This is a genomic window from Pseudomonas fragi, from assembly GCF_900105835.1.
Taxonomy (GTDB): Bacteria; Pseudomonadota; Gammaproteobacteria; order Pseudomonadales; family Pseudomonadaceae; genus Aquipseudomonas; species Aquipseudomonas fragi.
The window spans coordinates 3,529,444-3,548,715 of the sequence record NZ_LT629783.1 but is presented as its reverse complement, the minus strand read 5'-3'; the positions used below and the strand labels follow the sequence as shown (position 1 = coordinate 3,548,715).

Annotated in this window: 15 protein-coding genes; 12 read left to right on the top strand and 3 right to left on the bottom strand. The window is 61.1% G+C overall.

Features of this window, described 5'->3' with window-relative positions:
• Window position 1: 1 nt before the first annotated feature.
• Window positions 2-1,939: a BCCT family transporter gene (locus tag BLU25_RS16210; RefSeq protein ID WP_228795944.1), complete on the bottom strand. Its 1,938-nt coding sequence runs from the start codon at window positions 1,937-1,939 to the stop codon at window positions 2-4.
• Window positions 1,940-2,411: 472 nt separating this feature from the next.
• On the opposite strand from BLU25_RS16210, the gene betI reads away from it, so the two are divergent.
• From betI to BLU25_RS16155, 11 genes are all read left to right on the top strand, one after another.
• Window positions 2,412-3,005, top strand: coding sequence for a transcriptional regulator BetI (betI, locus tag BLU25_RS16205; protein ID WP_016782585.1), 594 nt, complete (start codon window positions 2,412-2,414; stop codon window positions 3,003-3,005).
• 195 nt (window positions 3,006-3,200) lie between these two features.
• Window positions 3,201-4,673: a betaine-aldehyde dehydrogenase gene (gene betB / locus BLU25_RS16200; RefSeq protein ID WP_083369729.1), complete on the top strand. Its 1,473-nt coding sequence runs from the start codon at window positions 3,201-3,203 to the stop codon at window positions 4,671-4,673.
• A gap of 141 nt (window positions 4,674-4,814) precedes the next feature.
• Entirely contained in the window at window positions 4,815-6,518 is a 1,704-nt protein-coding gene (betA, locus tag BLU25_RS16195) for a choline dehydrogenase (RefSeq protein ID WP_016782587.1), read from the top strand.
• A 293-nt stretch (window positions 6,519-6,811) separates the two neighbouring features.
• On the top strand, window positions 6,812-7,507 hold the full coding sequence (locus BLU25_RS16190; RefSeq protein WP_083369728.1) for an RraA family protein: 696 nt from the start codon (window positions 6,812-6,814) through the stop codon (window positions 7,505-7,507).
• A 132-nt stretch (window positions 7,508-7,639) separates the two neighbouring features.
• Window positions 7,640-9,082: a TldD/PmbA family protein gene (locus tag BLU25_RS16185; protein ID WP_016782589.1), complete on the top strand. Its 1,443-nt coding sequence runs from the start codon at window positions 7,640-7,642 to the stop codon at window positions 9,080-9,082.
• Window positions 9,082-10,419 carry a TldD/PmbA family protein gene (locus BLU25_RS16180; RefSeq protein WP_016782590.1) on the top strand — a complete coding sequence of 446 codons (1,338 nt, stop codon included), beginning with the start codon at window positions 9,082-9,084 and terminating at the stop codon, window positions 10,417-10,419. The genes BLU25_RS16185 and BLU25_RS16180 overlap by 1 nt, the downstream gene beginning before the upstream one ends.
• Before the next feature lie 174 nt (window positions 10,420-10,593).
• The gene (gene mdtD, locus BLU25_RS16175) at window positions 10,594-12,024 is read left to right on the top strand and encodes a multidrug transporter subunit MdtD (RefSeq protein WP_016782591.1); all 1,431 of its coding nucleotides are present in this window, start codon (window positions 10,594-10,596) and stop codon (window positions 12,022-12,024) included.
• 150 nt (window positions 12,025-12,174) lie between these two features.
• The gene (gene dbpA / locus BLU25_RS16170) at window positions 12,175-13,512 is read left to right on the top strand and encodes an ATP-dependent RNA helicase DbpA (protein WP_228795946.1); all 1,338 of its coding nucleotides are present in this window, start codon (window positions 12,175-12,177) and stop codon (window positions 13,510-13,512) included.
• A gap of 154 nt (window positions 13,513-13,666) precedes the next feature.
• Window positions 13,667-14,845, top strand: a complete 1,179-nt coding sequence (locus BLU25_RS16165) for a BaiN/RdsA family NAD(P)/FAD-dependent oxidoreductase (protein ID WP_016782593.1) — start codon at window positions 13,667-13,669, stop codon at window positions 14,843-14,845.
• A 185-nt stretch (window positions 14,846-15,030) separates the two neighbouring features.
• Window positions 15,031-17,205: a YccS family putative transporter gene (gene yccS / locus BLU25_RS16160; RefSeq protein WP_083369727.1), complete on the top strand. Its 2,175-nt coding sequence runs from the start codon at window positions 15,031-15,033 to the stop codon at window positions 17,203-17,205.
• A gap of 64 nt (window positions 17,206-17,269) precedes the next feature.
• Window positions 17,270-17,731: a GNAT family N-acetyltransferase gene (locus tag BLU25_RS16155; protein WP_016782594.1), complete on the top strand. Its 462-nt coding sequence runs from the start codon at window positions 17,270-17,272 to the stop codon at window positions 17,729-17,731.
• Here BLU25_RS16155 and BLU25_RS16150 read toward each other — a convergent pair.
• Both BLU25_RS16150 and BLU25_RS16145 read right to left on the bottom strand, forming a co-directional pair.
• Entirely contained in the window at window positions 17,722-18,018 is a 297-nt protein-coding gene (locus BLU25_RS16150; protein WP_016782595.1) for a winged helix-turn-helix domain-containing protein, read from the bottom strand. The genes BLU25_RS16155 and BLU25_RS16150 overlap by 10 nt on opposite strands.
• A gap of 135 nt (window positions 18,019-18,153) precedes the next feature.
• A complete protein-coding gene (locus BLU25_RS16145) occupies window positions 18,154-18,654 on the bottom strand; it encodes a YgjP-like metallopeptidase domain-containing protein (protein WP_016782596.1) in 501 nt (166 codons plus the stop codon).
• A gap of 187 nt (window positions 18,655-18,841) precedes the next feature.
• On the opposite strand from BLU25_RS16145, the gene BLU25_RS16140 reads away from it, so the two are divergent.
• Complete coding sequence (locus BLU25_RS16140; RefSeq protein ID WP_016782597.1) at window positions 18,842-19,240, top strand: hypothetical protein; 399 nt, start codon at window positions 18,842-18,844, stop codon at window positions 19,238-19,240.
• Window positions 19,241-19,272: the final 32 nt, after the last annotated feature.

The following is a 19,272-nucleotide window of genomic DNA, read 5'->3' as shown; positions in this document are numbered from 1 at the left end:
CTTAGCTATAAACACGGCCAAGGAGTTGGCGATGGCTTTCAAACTGATCGAGCACATCACGGCTGATTTGCTCCTGGGTGAAGCCCATCAGGTCGTACTCCTGGTTGCCGTTGTGCAAGTACACCTCGGCCCGGTAATAACGGCTGCGCACTTCATCCTGTTCAGACTCACTTGGCGCGGCCAGGTAACCATCCAGGCTGACTTCGTAGACAAACGGGTTGCCTTCTTCCATCTCCACCCGCACGCCCATGCACCGCTTGGCGCTGCCCAGCAGGGTCTGCACATCAAGCCCCTGGCTGCGCAATTGTGCCGCCGCGTCTTCCAGTGCCGGGGTCACGTGTTTGTCCATGAAACGCTGCACCACGGCTTGAGTCGGTTGCAGGTCCTGGGCAGTCAGACGCTCGCTGAAACCACGACGGCCACGGGCAGCCAGCTCGGCTTGTTCCTGTTCAACCAGGGTGTCCTGACGCATCGCCTTGTGCAGGCCGAACATAAACAGGATCAACACCACCGAAAACGGCAGACCCGCCAGCACCACCATGGTTTGCATGGCGGCGAAGTTGCCGGCAAACAGCAGGCCGATGGTCACCAGGGTGATCACCGCCGACCAGAAAATGCGCAACCAGTGCGGCGCATCTTCATCCACGTCGCCGCCTTTGCACGAAAGGTTGGCCATCATCACCGCGCCGGAGTCCGCCGGGGTCAGGAACAGTACAAAGCCGACAAAGATCGACACGCCAATCACGATTTTCGACGCCGGGTAATGCTCAAGCAGTTGGTAAATCGCCATCGATGGCTGCTCCAGCGCCGTCTTGCCCAGCTCCACGGCACCGTGGTTAACCACCAGGTCCAGCGCCGAGTTACCGAAGATCGACAACCAGGCCAGGGTGAAGCCCAGCGGGATCAGCAACACGCCCGCCACCAGCTCGCGCACGGTACGACCACGGGAAATGCGCGCGATAAACATCCCTACAAATGGGGCCCAGCTAATCCACCACGCCCAGTAGAACAGGGTCCACAGGCCCAGCCAGCCCTCGGTTTTCTTGCTATCGCCTTCGTACACGTACAGGTCGAAAGTTTTCATCACGATACCGTTGAGGTAATCGCCGGTGTTTTGCACAAAGCCGTTGAGCAGGTGCAGGGTCGGGCCGAACAACAGCACGAAAATCAGCAGGCCGCTGAACAGGATGATGTTCAGGTTGGACAAGCGACGGATACCGTTTTCAACGCCCGAAACCGCCGCGATGGTCGCCACGGTGCTCATCACGATGATCACGATCAGCAGGTTGGTATTGCTGTGCTCCATGCCGAACAGGTTCTCAAGCCCCGACGACACTTGCATCGAGCCAATGCCCAGGTTGGTCACCAGGCCCAGCAGGGTCACGAACATGCCGAAACCGTCTACCGCATGGCCCGCTGCGCCCTTGACCCAACGCTCGCCCATCAACGGGTACAACGCCGAACGCAACGCCAGCGGCTGGTTGTGACGGTAGGCAAAATAGGCCACGGCCAGGCCGACCAGCGCGTAGATCGCCCAGCCATGCAGGCCCCAGTGCAGGAACGTCAGTTGCAGTGCCTGACGCGCCGCTTCATGGCTGCCCGACACGCCTTCAGGCGGGTTGAAGTAGTGGTCCAGCGGCTCGGAAGCGCCGAAGTACAGCAGCGAAATACCGATACCGGACGAAAACAGCATGCCGGCCCAGGCGCCATAGCTGAAATCCGGGGTGTCCTGCTTGGTCCCCAGTTTCAGTTTGCCGTAGGACGAAAACGCCAGACCGACCACAAAGATCAGGTAAGCGGCGATCACCACCATGTAATACCAGCCGAAGCTGCGCGACAGCCATTCCTGGGCAACACCCAGAATGCGGCCCGCTTCTTCGGGGGCGATGATCAGGATGGCAGTCAGTAAAAGTATCAAGGCAGTGGAGGTGTAAAACACCCAACCGTTGACCGTCACCTTCTGCGGTGGGGTCTTTATTAGAGAAGCAGAACTCATGGCACGGATGCTCCAGGCAGCGCGAGAGAAAAACTTGAGGCAAGGCACCACCCGACCAATCGCTTAGATAGCGACCGGCGGTCGGATGATATAAAGACACCGCTAAAAAACCGGACCCGCCCAGACCAATGCTGTCAAAGGCAGCGGGTTTGCTCGCGAAGGCCTCAAGGGCACCGCATCTAATCCGTTAGTGTGCGTATCGTTAGACCTTCGCGAGCAAGCCCGCTGCCACTGGGGTTCCAGTGCTTTTGCCATGTCGTTTTGCGCCATTCATGCTTAGGAAAACGGCATCAATCGCGACGAATTGTCGCAGATACTATTCTTTGTTGATTGAACGTTCAATCAAAACAAAATAGACTGGCTGCCGTTCAGTGATGTTTCTTGCACTGCTCGCCGGCCCAAGGAGATTCACGAAATGCCCAAGGTCGGTATGCAACCCATACGCCGCCAGCAGTTGATCGAAGCCACCTTGACGGCTGTCGATCAGGTCGGGATGGCAGATGCCAGCATTGCGCTGATTGCCCGTCTGGCCGGTGTGTCGAACGGCATCATCAGTCACTACTTCAAAGACAAGAACGGTCTGATTGCCGCCACCATGCGGTACTTGATGAACGTCTTGATCGACAACGTCACCGAACGCCGCCAGGCGTTGGCCGACGACAGCCCGCGGGCGCATTTGCAGGTAATCGTCGAGGGCAACTTCGACGCCAGCCAGGTTAATGGCCCGGCAATGAAAACCTGGCTGGCCTTCTGGGCCGCCAGCATGCACCAACCGTCGTTGCACAGATTGCAGCGCATCAACGACCACCGCTTGTACTCCAATCTGTGCTGCCAGTTCCGCCGAGTACTGCCCCAGGCCCAGGCCCGTAATGCAGCACGGGGCCTGGCAGCGCTGATCGATGGTCTATGGTTGCGGGGTGCCCTTTCCGGTGACGGCTTCGACACCGACCAGGCACAACGCATCTGCTACGAATATATGGATCTACAACTGGCGAAACAGGTGAGTTAGGGCACTTTCAAACAACCTAGCCACCTAATGAACTATGCGCTTCAAAAAACGTAGCGAGCGACGGCAAGACAAGGCGAAAGCCGACGAGTAAGCGGAGTTGACTTTAGTCAATGAGCATTACGAGGAGGCTTTCAACGCAGTATTGCCTAGCGCAGTAGTTTTTTAGCCCAACCACTTATGCACTTGCGAGGATATATGGCCCGTTTCGAACTGCAAAAACTCTACATCGACGGCGGCTACACCGACGCCGGTAGCGACGCTACTTTCGATGCCATCAACCCGGCTAACGGCGAAGTCCTCGCGCAAGTGCAACGCGCTACCAAAGAAGACGTCGAACGCGCCGTTGTCAGCGCTGAAAAAGGCCAGAAAATCTGGGCCGCCATGACGTCCATGGAGCGTTCGCGCATCCTGCGTCGCGCCGTGGAAATCCTGCGCGAGCGCAACGATGAACTGGCCGCCCTGGAAACCCTGGACACCGGCAAGTCGTACTCCGAAACCCGCTACGTCGATATCGTCACCGGTGCCGACGTACTGGAATACTACGCAGGCCTGGCGCCCGCCATCGAAGGCGAGCAGATCCCGCTGCGCACCACCTCTTTCGTTTACACCCGTCGCGAGCCGCTAGGCGTTGTGGCCGGTATCGGCGCGTGGAACTACCCGATCCAGATCGCCCTGTGGAAATCCGCACCGGCCCTGGCTGCCGGCAACGCGATGATCTTCAAGCCGAGCGAAGTCACCTCGCTGACCACCCTCAAGCTGGCCGAGATCTTCACCGAAGCAGGCCTGCCGGATGGCGTGTTCAACGTCCTGACCGGCAGCGGCCGTGAAGTCGGCACCTGGCTGACCGAGCACCCGCGCATCGAGAAAATCTCGTTCACCGGCGGCACCGACACCGGCAAGAAAGTCACCGCCAGCGCTACCCAGTCGTCGCTCAAAGACGTGACCATGGAACTGGGCGGCAAGTCGCCACTGATCATTTTCGACGACGCCGACCTGGATCGCGCCGCCGATACCGCGATGATGGCCAACTTCTACAGCTCGGGCCAGGTGTGCACCAACGGCACCCGCGTGTTTATCCCGACAACCCTGAAAGCGGCGTTTGAAGCCAAGATCCTGGAGCGCGTTGCGCGCATCCGCATCGGCAACCCGGAAGACGAAAACACCAACTTCGGCCCGCTGGTCAGCTTTGCTCACATGGAAAGCGTGCTGGGCTACATTGCCAAGGGCAAGGCAGAAGGCGCCCGCCTGCTGTGCGGCGGCGAACGCCTGACCGAAGGCGACCTGGCCAAGGGCGCATTCGTGGCACCGACCGTGTTCAGCGACTGCACCGACGACATGACCATCGTCAAGGAAGAAATCTTCGGCCCGGTGATGAGCATCCTCACCTACGACAGCGAAGAAGAAGTGATCCGCCGCGCCAACGACACCGAATTCGGCCTGGCCGCAGGTGTCGTGACCAAGGATCTGAACCGCGCTCACCGCGTGATTCACCAACTGGAAGCGGGCATTTGCTGGATCAATGCCTGGGGCGAGTCCGACGCAAAAATGCCGGTTGGCGGTTACAAGCAGTCGGGCATCGGTCGTGAAAACGGCATCAGCTCGCTGGCTCAGTACACCCAGGTCAAATCGGTACAGGTAGAGCTGGGCGACTACGTTTCGGTGTTCTAAACCGACAGGCCCACATAAACCCTGTGGGAGCGGGCTTGCCCGCGATGGAATGGCTGCGGTCTGCCAGACAGGCCGCGTTGCATGAATCGCGAGCAAGCCCGCTCCCACGGGTTCTGCCATCACTTCCAAGAGGGTGCATTTATGTCCCAAGAATTCGATTACATCATCATTGGTGCCGGCTCTGCCGGTAACACCCTGGCGACCCGTCTGACTGAAGACCAGGGCGTCACCGTGCTGCTGCTTGAAGCAGGCGGCCCGGACTACCGCTTCGACTTCCGTACCCAGATGCCTGCCGCACTGGCGTTCCCGCTGCAAGGCCGCCGCTACAACTGGGCCTTCGAGACCGACCCGGAACCGCACATGGACAACCGTCGCATGGAATGTGGTCGCGGCAAGGGCCTGGGCGGCTCGTCCCTGATCAACGGCATGTGCTACATCCGCGGCAACGCGATGGACTATGACGGCTGGGCAAAAATGCCAGGTCTTGAAGACTGGGATTACCTCAGCTGCCTGCCGTACTTCCGCAAGGCCGAAACCCGCGACATCGGCCCTAACGACTACCACGGTGGCGATGGCCCGGTCAGCGTGACCACGCCAAAAGCCGGCAACAACGTATTGTTCCACGCCATGGTTGAAGCCGGCGTGCAAGCCGGCTACCCGCGCACCGAAGACCTGAACGGCTACCAGCAGGAAGGTTTCGGCCCGATGGACCGTACCGTGACGCCCAACGGCCGTCGCGCCAGCACCGCCCGCGGCTACCTGGACACGGCCAAGCAGCGTTCGACCCTGAAAATCGTCACCCACGCCCTGACCGACAAGATCCTGTTTGAAGGCAAGCGTGCGGTAGGCGTGTCCTACATGGTCGGCGACAGCGACACCCGTATCCAGGCCAAGGCGCGTAAAGAAGTACTGCTGTGCAGCGGCGCCATCGGTTCGCCGACCGTGCTGCAACGTTCCGGTGTCGGCCCGGCCGAACTGCTCAACAGCCTCGACATCCCGGTGGTTCACGACCTGCCGGGCGTTGGCCGGAACCTGCAGGACCACCTTGAGCTGTACCTGCAATACGCCTGCACCCAGCCGGTTTCCCTGTACCCGTCACTGTTGTGGTGGAACCAGCCGGCCATCGGCGCAGAGTGGATGTTCCTGGGCAAGGGCATCGGCGCCAGCAACCAGTTCGAAGCCGGTGGTTTTATTCGCACCCGCGAAGAATTCGAATGGCCGAACATCCAGTACCACTTCCTGCCGGTAGCGATTAACTACAACGGCAGCAATGGCGTGAAAGAGCACGGTTTCCAGGCGCACATGGGTTCCATGCGCTCGCCGAGCCGTGGCCGGATCAACGTGAAGTCCAAGGACCCGCGCGAGTACCCGAGCATCCTCTTCAACTACATGGCGAGCGAGCAGGACTGGCAGGAATTCCGTGACGGCATCCGCCTGACCCGCGAAATCATGCAGCAGCCGGCACTGGATGCTTACCGTGGCCGTGAAATCAGCCCGGGCATCGACAAGCAGACCGACGAAGAGCTGGATACCTTTATCCGCGAACACGCCGAAACCGCTTTCCACCCGTCGTGCTCGTGCAAGATGGGCACCGACGAGATGGCCGTGGTCGACGCTGAAGGCCGTGTGCACGGGATGCAGGGGCTGCGTGTGGTCGATGCCTCGATCATGCCGCTGATCACCACCGGCAACCTCAATGCGCCGACGATCATGATCGCCGAGAAAATCGCCGACAAGATCCGTGGCCGCCAGCCGGAACCACGCAGCACTGCTGCTTACTACGTTGCAGGCGACGCACCGGTGCGCGGCAAGCCACTGCGTGAAGTAAGCCGTACCGCGCAGTAAGCACTGTCCGTAGCAGTTGACGAGCGGAGCGAGGCTACGTCCGGCGGCACAACCGTCGTAAATTCAGGTGACGCGGTTCTTCCGATGAATCGCGTCATCTGGTTTCACGGTCGCTTCGCAACCGGACGCAGCCTCGTTCCTTCGGCAGCTGCTACGAATTTTGTGTAACTCTTGAGTTTCATCTTGCCCCGCTTGCCCCGGCCTCAACGCAGGCACTACTCTAGTACCTCGCTTCGCGCCACACCCCCCCGCCCCACCCGACATGCCAGCCTTGCCTGGCCAAGAGGTTTTCTATGTTTGATGTTGTCTCTTCGAGCAAATGGCCGACCGGCTTTCTGATTAATCCAAACGCAGAACCTCTCGATCCAAAATGGCTTACCGAATTCAGCAAGATCCCCGCAGCCGCTGTCAGTGACTGTCTGGGCCGCAACGTCGGCGGTCTGGGCCTGAAGTCTTTCCACGGCAATCGGCCGATGCTGGGCAGCGCCCTGACCGTTCGCGTACGCCCGGGCGACAACCTGATGATCCTCAAAGCCATGCAAATGGCCCGCCCTGGCGATGTGCTGGTGATCGACGGCAGCGCCGACCTGACCCGTGCCGTATTCGGCGGCATCATGCGCGCCATGGCCCTCAAGGCCGGGATTATCGGCGTGGTGATCAACGGCGCCCTGCGCGACCTCGACGAATGGCAAACCGGTGAACTGCCGGCCTACGCCATTGGCGGCGTACACCGCGGCCCGAGCACTGACGGCGGCGGCGAAATCAACGTGCCAATCTCGTGTGCCGGCATGCTGGTAATGCCAGGCGACCTGATGATTGGCGATGGTGACGGCGTAGTTGCGGCTTCGCGCAGTGAACTGCCGGAATTGCTGATCCGTTGCCACGACCTGCTGGCTCGTGAACAGGCGACGCTCAAGGCAATCGAAGAAGGCACCCTGGACCCGGACCGTTTTGACGCCATCCTGCGCGCCAAGGGTTGCCCGGTTTAACACGCTACGCGCCCCCCTGTGGGAGCGGGCTTGCTCGCGATGGCATCGGCGCGGTCCAGCGGGTTAACCGCACTGCCTGCATCGCGAGCAAGCCCGCTCCCACAGACCCACCAAGTCCAAGGAGGTCTGTGCATGTTCGATTTCTACCCTCAGCTCAAGCAGCGCTTTGACGCGCTGCGCACCCGGGCCGAGTTCTTTTCGTTACGTTATGTACGCGAGTCCGGGCAATACCTGTCGGTACGCAAGAACGTCGCAGAGCCTCCCTCATTCAGTCACGACCAGGGCGCCATGCTGACCGTGCGGTTGCGCGGTATCGAGGCTTATGCCGCCACCAATGACCTGTCCCAGGCCGGTCTGCAGGCCGCGCTTGATCGCGCCGAAACCCAGGCCCAACTGATCGCCGGGCATGCCCTGCTCAACCTGAGCCAGGAACCGGTGTCCCATGAGCGCGCCGACTTTTTCTCCCCAGACCTCGACCAGGCCTTCCCGTCACTGAGTGAGTGCTTCGAGCTGCTAGGCGCCGAATCAGCCGCTGTGCCCAAGGACGAGAGGCTGGTGAGCTGGGTAGTTTCACTGGGCCTCAATCACGTCGAACAGATTTACCTGAACAGTGCCGGCGCCGAGCTGCGCCGCGCCCAGCGTTTTGTCTACCCGGGCATGAGCGTCACCGCCTATGACGGCAACGACAGCCAGAGCCGCAGCCTGGGCCGCGAGAACTTTGGCCAGCAAGGTGGCGCCGATGTGATCAGCCGCTGCGGGCTGATCGGCGCCGCACCCCAGGTCGCCGACCAGGCCCTGCAATTGCTGCTGGCGCCCAATGCCCCGGCGGGCAAGCGCGACCTGCTGCTGATGCCCGATCAGATGATCCTGCAAATCCACGAATCCATCGGCCACCCGCTGGAGCTGGACCGCATTCTCGGTGACGAGCGCAATTACGCAGGCACCAGCTTCGTCAAGGCCAGCGACTTCGGCAGCCTGCAATACGGCTCAAAATTGCTGAACGTGACCTTCGACCCGACCATCCCCGAGGAACTCGCCAGCTACCGCTTCGACGACGACGGCACCCCGGCCTACAAGGAGTATCTGATCCGCGAAGGCCTGCTGCTGCGCCCGCTGGGCGGCGCACTGTCGCAGTTCCGCTCGGGCCTGGAAGGCGTGGCCAACAGCCGCGCCTGCGGCTGGAACCGACCGCCGATCGATCGTATGGCCAACCTCAATATCGAGCCCGGCGACCAGTCGCTGGAGCAAATGATTGGCGGTATCGAAAGCGGCATCCTGATGGCCACCAACCGCTCGTGGTCGATTGACGATGCGCGCAACAAGTTCCAGTTCGGTTGCGAATGGGGCCAGTTGATCGAAAACGGCGAACTCAAAGGCGTGGTCAAGAACCCCAACTACCGGGGCATTTCCGACCAGTTCTGGCGCAACCTCAGCGCCGTGGGCGACGCCAGTACCTTCAAGGTGCTGGGCACGCCCAACTGCGGCAAGGGTGAGCCCAACCAGGTGATTCGCGTGGGCCACGCGTCACCGGCCTGTGTGTTCAGTCAAATCGATGTATTTGGAGGTGATGCCTGATGAGTACCCCATTGAGTCAGGCCGGGCAGTTCAAGGCGTTGGTCGAGTGGCTGGGCAAGGCGATCCGCCCGCCCGAGCAATTCACCCTGGGCTATAACGGCGAAGCCTCGGAATTTATCCGCTTCAACAAGGGCAAGGTGCGTCAGGCAGGGCAAGTGCAACAGGCCAGCCTGAGCCTGAAGCTGATCCACGATGGCCGCCACGCCGATGTGAGCCTTACCCTGGCCGGTGAGTCGAATGTCGACAAACACCGCCTGGCCGAAGCGCTGCAGCAACTGCGCGACACCTTGCCGTTACTGCCCGTCGACCCGTACCTGCTGCTCAACCCGCAGCCGTGGCACAGCCATGCCGAGCAGAGCCAGCCCCTGCCGGACACGGCCCGGGTTCTGGAGGAAATCCGCAGTGCATCCAAAGGTGTCGATCTGGTCGGGTTTTATGCCAGCGGCCCGATCAGCTACGGCTACGCCAGCTCCGAAGGCGCTTTTGGCTGGCATCAGGCCAATAGTTTCAACTTCGACTGGAGCCTGTTCCACAGTAACGGGCAGGCGGTCAAGGCCAGCTACGCCGGGGCCGACTGGGACAGCGAGCGTTTCGCCCGGCGCATGCAACTGGCCCGCGAGCAACTGGGTTTTCTGGATCGCCCGCTGCACGCCCTGGCGCCCGGTGAATACCGCGCCTACCTGGCCCCGGCTGCGCTGGAAGAAGTGATGAGCATGCTGTGCTGGGGTGGTTTTTCGGCCCAGGCCCTGGCCAGCAAATCCAGCCCGCTGCAAAAGCTCTACGCAGGGGATGCCCAGCTGAGCCCGCTGGTGTCGTTTGACGAGCAGGTCAGCCAGTCCCTGAGCCCGGCCTTTTCCGGCGAAGGCTACCCGCGTCAGGACTTGTCGCTGGTCAAGCACGGCAAGGCCGAGCAGCAACTGGTGAGTTCGCGCAGTGCCGCCGAGTATGGCCTTGAGGTCAACGGCGCGCCGGAACACGAAGCACCGAGCGCGCTGGCAATGGCGGCAGGGACGCTGGAACAGGCTGACATCCTCAAGCAGTTGGGCACCGGGCTGTATATCAGCAACCTGTGGTACCTGAACTACTCGGACCAGCCGGCCGCGCGCCTGACCGGCATGACCCGCTTTGCCACCTTCTGGGTCGAGAACGGCGAGATAAAGGCCCCGGTCAACACCATGCGGTTTGATGACAGCGTCTATAGTCTGCTGGGTTCGCAACTGGAAGCACTGACCGCCGAGCGCGAGCTGCTGCTGTCGGCCAGCACCTACGACCAGCGCCAGACGGCGTCAAACCTGCTGCCGGGAGCGCTGATCAAAAAGCTCACGCTGACGCTGTAACCCGGTCTTGTAGCAGCTGCCGCAGGCTGCGTTCGACGACGCAGTCGTCGTAATTTCAAGTTGCTCGGTCATCCTGCCAGACCGTGCTCTCAGGTTTTACGATTGCTGCGCAACCGGACGCCGCCTGCGGCAGCTGCTACGAACATCAGGCACATCCAATAACAAAGAGGTCCTATGCCCGTACGCCCGGTTCTAAGCCCTGAAACCCTGCGCTGGTTGCCGTGGGTGGTGGCCATCGCGTTTTTCATGCAGTCGCTCGATGGCACCATCCTCAACACTGCCCTGCCCGACATGGCCCTCGACCTGAAGGAAAACCCGCTGCGCATGCAGGGCGTGATCGTTGCCTACATGCTCACCGTGGCCCTGCTGATCCCCGCCTCGGGCTGGATCGCCGACCGCTTCGGCACCAAGAAAATTTTCTTCAGCGCCATCCTGCTGTTCAGCTTTGGCTCGTTGCTCTGTGCCCTCTCCGGCACCCTCAACGAGCTGATCGGCGCACGGATCATCCAGGGCCTGGGGGGCGCCCTGATGCTGCCCATCGGCCGGCTGGTGGTGCTCAAGGCCTACCCGCGCTCGGAGCTGGTGCGGATCATGGGCTTTATCACCATCCCCGGCCTGCTCGGCCCGCTGATCGGCCCCACGATGGGCGGCTGGATGGTGCAGTACCTGAGCTGGCATTGGATCTTCCTGATCAACCTGCCGGTGGGCATCCTCGGCTGCTGGGCGGTATGGCACTTCATTCCGGATTTGCGCGGCAGCGAACGTACCCGTTTCGACGGCCTGGGTTTTGTGCTGTTTGGCGCGGCGATGGTGTTTATCACCATTGCCATGGAAGGCCTGGGCGAGCTGCATATGCCCCACCTGCGGGTGATGCTGCTGCTGTTTGCGGGCATGGCGTGCCTGGCAGCGTACTGGCTGCGCGCGGGCAATATCAGCAACCCGCTGTTCTCCCCGGTGCTGTTTAAAACCAAGACCTTCGCGGTGGGCATCCTCGGTAACCTGTTCGCCCGCCTGGGCAGCGGCGCCCTGCCGTTTCTGGTGCCGCTGCTGTTGCAGGTCGCGCTGGGCTATTCCCCGTCGCAGGCCGGGATGAGCATGCTGCCACTGGCCGCGGCTGCGATGCTGGCCAAATGGGTGGCAAGGCCGCTGATCGAACGCGTGGGCTATCGCACGGTGCTGACGGCCAACACCTTCGCCCTGGGCCTGATGCTGGCCAGCATGGGCCTGGTGACCGAACACACGCCTTACCCGCTGTTGCTGTCTATGTTGGCCGTGCTGGGGGCGATCAACTCGTTGCAGTTCACCGCCATGAATACCGTGACCCTGATCGACCTCGACGACGCCAGCGCCAGCAGCGGCAACAGCTTGCTGTCGGTGGTGGCGCAGCTGTCCTTGAGCCTGGGCGTGGCCTGCGCCGGGGCATTGCTCGGCGGTTTTACCGGGGATGGTGGCAGCGATGGCGTAGACACCGTACTGGGCGCGTTCCAGCTGACCTTCCTCACAGTGGGGATCATGGCCATGCTGGCAGCGGCGATTTTCCTGCAATTGTCACCCCAGGACGGGCGTAAACCCAAGGCCAACTCGGAGCATGAGCTGGAACATTAAGCTGCTTTTTAAGCAGAACTGGATGACATCTCGTCCAGAATGTTCAGGCAAAGGGCATGGGACTGGTACACTGCGCGACATTTTGTTTTGCAGGCCAGTCCCGTGACCACCATTGCCACCGCTTTTAATACTCTGCCTCTGTCCGCCGCCATGCTGGCTAACCTCGACTCCCTCGGTTATGCCCAGATGACGCCGATTCAGGCGCAGAGCTTGCCGGTGATCCTCAAAGGCATGGACCTGATCGCCCAGGCCAAGACCGGCAGTGGCAAAACTGCCGCCTTCGGCATCGGCCTGCTGAACCCGATCAACCCGCGCTTCTTCGGCTGCCAGGCCCTGGTGATTTGCCCGACCCGCGAACTGGCTGACCAGGTTGCCAAGGAAATCCGCCGTCTGGCCCGCGCCGAAGACAACATCAAGGTGCTGACCCTGTGCGGCGGCGTGTCGTTCGGCCCGCAGATCGGTTCGCTGGAACACGGCGCACACATCATCGTCGGCACCCCGGGCCGTATCCAGCAGCACTTGCGCAAAGGTTCGCTGGTACTGGACGGCCTGAACACCCTGGTACTGGACGAAGCTGACCGCATGCTCGACATGGGCTTCTATGACGCCATCGAAGACATCATTGTCAAAACCCCGGAGCGTCGCCAGACCCTGCTGTTCTCGGCCACCTATCCGGCCGGTATCAAGCAGCTGTCGTCCAAGTTCATGCGCAACCCTCAGCAGGTAAAAGCCGAGGCGCTGCACACTGACAGCCAAATTGAACAACGCTTCTACGAAATCTCGCCTGAAGAGCGCATGAGCGCTGTGACCAAGGTGCTGGGCCACTTCCGCCCGCAGTCTTGCGTAGCGTTCTGCTTCACCAAGCAGCAGGTGCAGGAAACCGTTGATCACCTGACCTCCAAGGGCATTTCGGCTGTCGGCCTGCATGGCGACCTGGAACAGCGCGACCGTGACCAGGTGCTGGCGATGTTTGCCAACCGCTCGACTTCAGTACTGGTTGCCACCGACGTGGCGGCGCGTGGTCTGGACATCGACGCGCTGGACATGGTGCTCAACGTTGAGCTGGCCCGCGACTCGGAAATCCATATTCACCGCGTTGGCCGTACCGGCCGTGCCGGTGAAAAAGGCGTGGCCATCAGCCTGGTTGCTCCGTCCGAAGCGCACCGCGCCCAGGCCATCGAGCAGTTGCAGAAAGCTCCGCTGAACTGGGAAACCCTGGACACCCTGACCTCTCAAGGCGGCGCACCGTTGCTGCCGGCCATGAGTACGCTGGTGATCGGTGCAGGTCGTAAAGACAAGGTTCGTCCAGGTGACATTCTCGGCGCCCTGACCGGCGACGCGGGTATCCCGGGTGCCCAGGTCGGCAAGATCGCGATCTTTGACTTCCAGGCTTATGTGGCGGTTGACCGCACCATCGCCAAGCAAGCGGCCCAGCGCCTGAGCGAAGGCAAAATCAAAGGCCGCGTATTGCGCGTGCGGGTTTTGTAAATAATCGCCTGAACAACAGCGATCAAATGTGGGAGCGGGCTTGCTCGCGATGCAAACAACTCGGTTCATCTGAATGACCGGGGTGCTGCAATCGCGGGCAAGCCCGCTCCCACATCAGGTTTGCACTGACCATAAATTTTGTGAGGACACCGCTTTGCGCTCTACCGACGTTGTGATTATTGGCGCTGGCGCCGCAGGCTTGATGTGCGCACTGACCGCCGCCAACCGCGGGCGCAAGGTGATGCTGATCGACCACGCCAACAAGGCCGGCAAAAAGATCCTGATGTCGGGCGGTGGCCGCTGCAACTTCACCAACATGTACACCGAGCCGAACAATTTCCTGTCGCAGAACCCGCACTTCTGCAAGTCGGCCCTGGCCCGCTACACCCAGTGGGACTTTATCGAGATGGTCGCCAAACACGGCGTGCCCTATCACGAGAAAAAACTCGGCCAGCTGTTCTGCGATAACAAATCCAGCGACATCCTTGAAATGCTTCTCGACGAGTGCAAACAGGCGGGCGTCAGCCTGCACCTGGACACATCGGTCGAGCAGATCGAAAAAACCGACAACGGCTACAGCCTCAACACCACGCTGGGCCCGGTTGACTGCCAGTCGCTGGTGGTTGCCACCGGTGGGCTGTCAATTCCGACCCTGGGCGCGACAGGTTTCGGTTATCAAATCGCCAAACAGTTCGGCCACACCTTGCTGCCGACCCGCGCAGGCCTGGTGCCGTTCACCATCACCGATCAGCTCAAGGAAATCTGCACCGAGCTGTCGGGCACGTCGGTGGACTGCCTGGTGAGCTGTAATGATCAGAGCTTTCGCGAAAATATCCTGTTCACCCATCGGGGCTTGAGCGGGCCGGCAATCTTGCAGATTTCCTCGTTCTGGAATCCGGGCGACACGGTTGAAATCAATCTGCTGCCCGATCTCGACGCCTTGAGCTGGCTGCAAACCCAGCAGGCTGAACGCCCCAACAGTGAGTTGAAAACCCTGCTGGGTGAAATCTTCACCAAGAAAATGGCCAACCTGCTGGCCGAGCACTGGTTCGAATCCAAGCCAATGAAGCAGTACACCCCGGCAGAACTGGCGCAGGTGGCGGACAAACTGGCGTGCTGGAAAGTGGTACCAGCCGGCACCGAAGGCTATCGCACCGCGGAAGTGACCCTGGGCGGGGTCGATACCCGCGAAGTGTCGTCCAAGACCATGGAATCGCTGAAAAGCCCCGGTCTGTATTTTGTCGGCGAAGTGCTGGATGTCAGCGGCCATCTGGGCGGTTTCAACTTCCAGTGGGCGTGGGCCTCGGGGTATGCGGCGGCGCAGTACGTCTGACCTGAGCCAGCGCCAACCGCATCGCGAGCAAGCCCGCTCCCACAGGAATATCGCTGTTCCTGTGGGAGCGGGCTTGCTCGCGATGGGCCTTTGCATAAATATTTTTGGTTCGATGTGACAGCCCCATTGCGCTGTCGTCTTATCTGGCTCAAGTTAGCGAATCACGAGCCAGGCACCGCCACTTCATGTCATCGAAAAGCTTTCAGCATTCCTTGCGTCGCCTGTGGGCACTGGACAAGTTCAGTTACAGCGTGCGGGTATTTGTCGCCCTGACCGGCAGCATGGCTTTTTGCTGGTATCAGGATGAGATGTCGCTGCTGATCCCGCTATTTCTGGGGATTATCGCCAGCGCCCTGTCTGAAACCGATGACAGCTGGCAGGGCCGCCTCAACGCCCTGCTGGTGACCCTGGTGTGTTTCACCGCCTCGGCCCTGAGTGTCGAGCTGCTTTTCCCCTACCCCTGGCTGATGGTCTGCGCGCTGGCCCTGGCCAGTTTCGGCCTGACCATGCTCGGGGCATTGGGCGAACGCTACGGGGCGATTGCCTCGGCCACACTGATCCTGGCCGTATACACCATGATCGGCGTGGACCAGCGCGGCGGCGAAGTCACCAACTTCTGGCATGAACCCTTGCTGCTGGTGGCCGGTGCGGCCTGGTACGGGATACTGTCGGTGCTGTGGCAGGCCCTGTTCTCCAATCAACCGGTGCAACAGAGCCTGGCCCGGCTGTTCTGGGAACTGGGGCTGTACCTGAAGATCAAGTCGGCGCTGTTCGAACCCATCCGCAAGCTGGACGTGGAAGCGGGCCGCCTGGAACTGGCCCGGCAAAACGGCCGGGTGGTGGCAGCGCTGAACACCGCCAAGGAGATCATCCTGCACCGGGTCGGCAACACCCGGCCAGGCTCCAAGCTCAGCCGCTACCTCAAGCTGTATTTTCTCGCGCAGGACATCCATGAGCGCGCCAGTTCGTCCCATTACCCGTACAACGCCCTGGCCGATGCCTTCTTCCACAGTGATGTGATGTTCCGTTGCCAGCGCCTGCTGCGCCAGCAGGGCGTGGCCTGCCAGCGGCTGTCGGAATCGATCAAGCTGCGCCAGCCGTTCGTCTATGACGACAGTTTTGCCGAGGCCCTGGGCGACCTGCATGCCTCCCTCGAACACCTGCGTATCCAGAGCAACCCGGCCTGGCGCGGGCTGTTGCGTTCGCTGCGGGCACTGGCCGCCAACCTGGGCACCCTCGATCGCCTGTTGAGCGATGCAAGCAACCCCGACACCCTGGCGGATGCCACCGACAGCAGCCTGCTGGACCGTTCGCCGCGTAACCTCAAGGATGTCTGGTCGCGTCTGCGCCAGCATCTGACGCCAACGTCGCTGATCTTCCGCCACGCCCTGCGCCTGCCTCTGGCGCTGAGCATCGGCTTTGCGATGGTGCACTGGATTCACCCGAGCCAGGGCTACTGGATCATCCTCACCACACTGTTCGTGTGCCAGCCAAGCTATGGCGCCACGCGGCGCAAGTTCAGCCAGCGGATTATCGGCACCGCCATCGGCCTGGCCGTGGGCTGGGCGCTGTTCGATCTGTTTCCCAACCCGCTGGTGCAGTCGATGTTTGCCGTGGTGGCCGGGGTGGTGTTCTTTATCAACCGCACCACGCGCTACACCCTGAGCACGGCGGCCATCACCCTGATGATCCTGTTTTGCTTCAACCAGGTGGGCGATGGCTACGGGCTGTTCCTGCCGCGCCTGTTCGACACCCTGGTGGGCAGCGTGATCGCGGCAGCAGCGGTGTTCCTGTTCCTGCCGGACTGGCAGGGCCGTCGCCTCAATCAGGTGCTGGCCAATACCCTGAGCTGCAACAGCCAGTACCTGCGCCAGATCATGCAGCAATACGCCCAGGGCAAAAGCGACAGCCTGGCCTATCGGCTGGCACGGCGTAACGCCCACAACGCCGATGCGGCGCTGTCGACCACCCTGGCCAATATGCTGATGGAACCCGGGCACTTCCGTAAGGATGCCGATATGGGCTTTCGTTTTCTGGTGATGTCCCACACCTTGCTCAGCTACCTGTCTGGTCTGGGCGCCCACCGCGACACCGTATTGCCCGCCGAGGTGCGCGAACAGTTGATTGAAGGGGCCGGGAGCAAGATTGCCGACAGCATCGACCAGATTGCCCAGGGCCTGGCCACCAAGCAGGCGGTTGCGGTGCAAAGTGACGAGGAAGAGACCCTGGCCGGCGAGCTTGAACAAATGCCGGATGAAATCGATGAGAACCAGAGGCTGGTGCAAACCCAACTGGCACTGATCTGCCGCCAGCTCGGGCCGCTGCGCACCCTGGCCGCGCATTTGGTCAAGGCACCTTAGGCCTTGGCGCCAGTCGGTATCGCGCCTACTATCGGGGCATGAACTCGCCAACAAGGACAAGATCGTGACCACCGACTGGCTCTGCAAACACCACAACGACCTGGGCAAGGAACAGCTCTACGCCATTCTCGAATTACGCTCCAAAGTATTTGTCGCCGAGCAGAAATGCGCCTATCAGGACGTCGACGGGCAGGACCTGACGGGCGATACCCTGCATGTGATGGGCTGGCAAGACGACCAGCTGGTGGCGTATGCCCGCATCCTCGACCCCGAGTCCCAGGGCGGTGACGTGGTCATTGGTCGCGTGATCGTTGCCGTCGAGGGTCGCGGGCAAAAGCTTGGGCATACCCTGCTTGAACAGGCCCTGGAAAACATCGAAGAATACTGGCCGGGGCAGCCCGTGTTCCTGTCGGCCCAGGCGCACCTGCAACCTTTCTATGAGCAACACGGGTTCAGTGCTCAGGGCGAGATGTACCTGGAAGACAACATCCCGCACATCGGCATGCGCCTGACGGCTCAGGGGTAACCCAGCACCTGCTTGATCTGCACCAGATGCCCGCCGACCCAGGCTTTGTCCACCGGGCCCCAGCTGCGGATCAGGTAGCGTCCGGCGTGGTTGCGGGCGCCGTCCTGCTGTTCAAACTCGCAGATGATGTCCAGATCCGCCAGAGCCGCAATGGTGTCCTGCGCGGTCCTGCGCGGCATGCCGGTCACCTCGGTGAGTGCCGGTACGCTGCTGGCGGTCTGGCTGTCGATCAACCAGGCCACATACAGGCGCCGGTAAAAACTGCTTTTGGTTTTACTGACTTCCATTCAGAACTCCTGCCCGCCTGTACGGGCCCGGCGCGCGTGGGAGCGGGCTTGCTCGCGATTAAATCGCTGCGGTTCGGCAGTTGTACCGAGGCGACCATATCGCGGGCAAGCCCGCTCCCACACACAAAGTAAGTGTCAGGTTTTGCCCTGCATATCCCGCCACGTCAGGTAAACACGCAGATCAAACTCCAGCTGGTGATAACCCGGCAACATGTGCTCGCATAACTTGTAGAACGCCTTGTTGTGGTCCGACTCTTTCAAGTGGGCCAGCTCGTGAACCACGATCATGCGCAAAAACTCAGGCGCCGCTTCCTTGAACAGCGAAGCTACGCGCAGCTCCTTCTTGGCCTTGAGCTTGCCGCCCTGGACCCGTGAAATGGCCGTATGCAAGCCCAGCGCACGGTGGGTCAGGTCGAGTTTGTTATCAAACAGCACCTTGTCAAAAGACGGCGCATTGCGCAGGTATTCCTGTTTGAGTTCCTGAGCGTAGGCATACAAGGCCTTGTCGCTTTGCACCGCATGACGCTGTGGGTAACGCTCGCTCAGGTAATCGCCCAGCTGCTCGCGCGCAATCAATTGGCGCACCTGCTCTTGCAAGGTCTGGGGGTAAGCCTGGAGGTATTTGAGAACAGTCATGGGCGCCAACGCACAGCGTAAAAGTATGCCAGTGTAGCGAATTCACTCCTCAGACGCCCACGTCAGACATTTACGCTGCCAAAAGGCAGACGCTTCCGAGAAAGCGTGGCGCCTGCAAGGGCTGCTTGCAGGCCGGAAACCCGCAAGGCTATCTTCACCAGTCGCCGATGATCCGCGTGGAAGAGACATGAAAAAGACGACGCACGACGATCCCAAAGCCAGTCACCCTCCCCGTGATGATCATCAGCACGATGAGGCCACCCGCAGCCTGTTTGAGGCCCTGCAGCAGGCCCCGCGGGTGTCCCTCGCCAACCTCAAGCCCACTCGGGTGCACAAGGTAAGCGCCACATCACCTTTTGCCGTGCAACCTGATATTCGGGCAATAGAGGCCCTGTCCCATGTGTCGCTGATGCTCAAAAGTGCAGAAGAGGTGTCGGATGAAATCACCGTTCATGCCAGTGGCATAGAGCGCGGGCTGGTATGGTCGCTGGTGCATTCGGTGGAGATGTCCCGCTCGCTGGTCGATGCCCTGCTCAGGGCAAATGGCGTGGACCCTGAGCAGCTTAAAGCACAACCGTCCCGCTAACCCTGCACAGAGCAGGCTGGCCAGGGGCGCTC

Excerpts from the sequence above, each read along its gene's own strand:
- betI (WP_016782585.1), top strand. The coding sequence starts at position 2,412 with ATGCCCAAGGTCGGTATGCAACCCATACGCCGCCAGCAGTTGATCGAA.
- betB (WP_083369729.1), top strand. The coding sequence starts at position 3,201 with ATGGCCCGTTTCGAACTGCAAAAACTCTACATCGACGGCGGCTACACC.
- betA (WP_016782587.1), top strand. The coding sequence starts at position 4,815 with ATGTCCCAAGAATTCGATTACATCATCATTGGTGCCGGCTCTGCCGGT.
- BLU25_RS16190 (WP_083369728.1), top strand. The coding sequence starts at position 6,812 with ATGTTTGATGTTGTCTCTTCGAGCAAATGGCCGACCGGCTTTCTGATT.
- BLU25_RS16185 (WP_016782589.1), top strand. The coding sequence starts at position 7,640 with ATGTTCGATTTCTACCCTCAGCTCAAGCAGCGCTTTGACGCGCTGCGC.
- BLU25_RS16180 (WP_016782590.1), top strand. The coding sequence starts at position 9,082 with ATGAGTACCCCATTGAGTCAGGCCGGGCAGTTCAAGGCGTTGGTCGAG.
- mdtD (WP_016782591.1), top strand. The coding sequence starts at position 10,594 with ATGCCCGTACGCCCGGTTCTAAGCCCTGAAACCCTGCGCTGGTTGCCG.
- dbpA (WP_228795946.1), top strand. The coding sequence starts at position 12,175 with ATGCTGGCTAACCTCGACTCCCTCGGTTATGCCCAGATGACGCCGATT.
- yccS (WP_083369727.1), top strand. The coding sequence starts at position 15,031 with ATGTCATCGAAAAGCTTTCAGCATTCCTTGCGTCGCCTGTGGGCACTG.
- BLU25_RS16150 (WP_016782595.1), bottom strand. The coding sequence starts at position 18,018 with ATGGAAGTCAGTAAAACCAAAAGCAGTTTTTACCGGCGCCTGTATGTG.
- BLU25_RS16145 (WP_016782596.1), bottom strand. The coding sequence starts at position 18,654 with ATGACTGTTCTCAAATACCTCCAGGCTTACCCCCAGACCTTGCAAGAG.
- BLU25_RS16140 (WP_016782597.1), top strand. The coding sequence starts at position 18,842 with ATGAAAAAGACGACGCACGACGATCCCAAAGCCAGTCACCCTCCCCGT.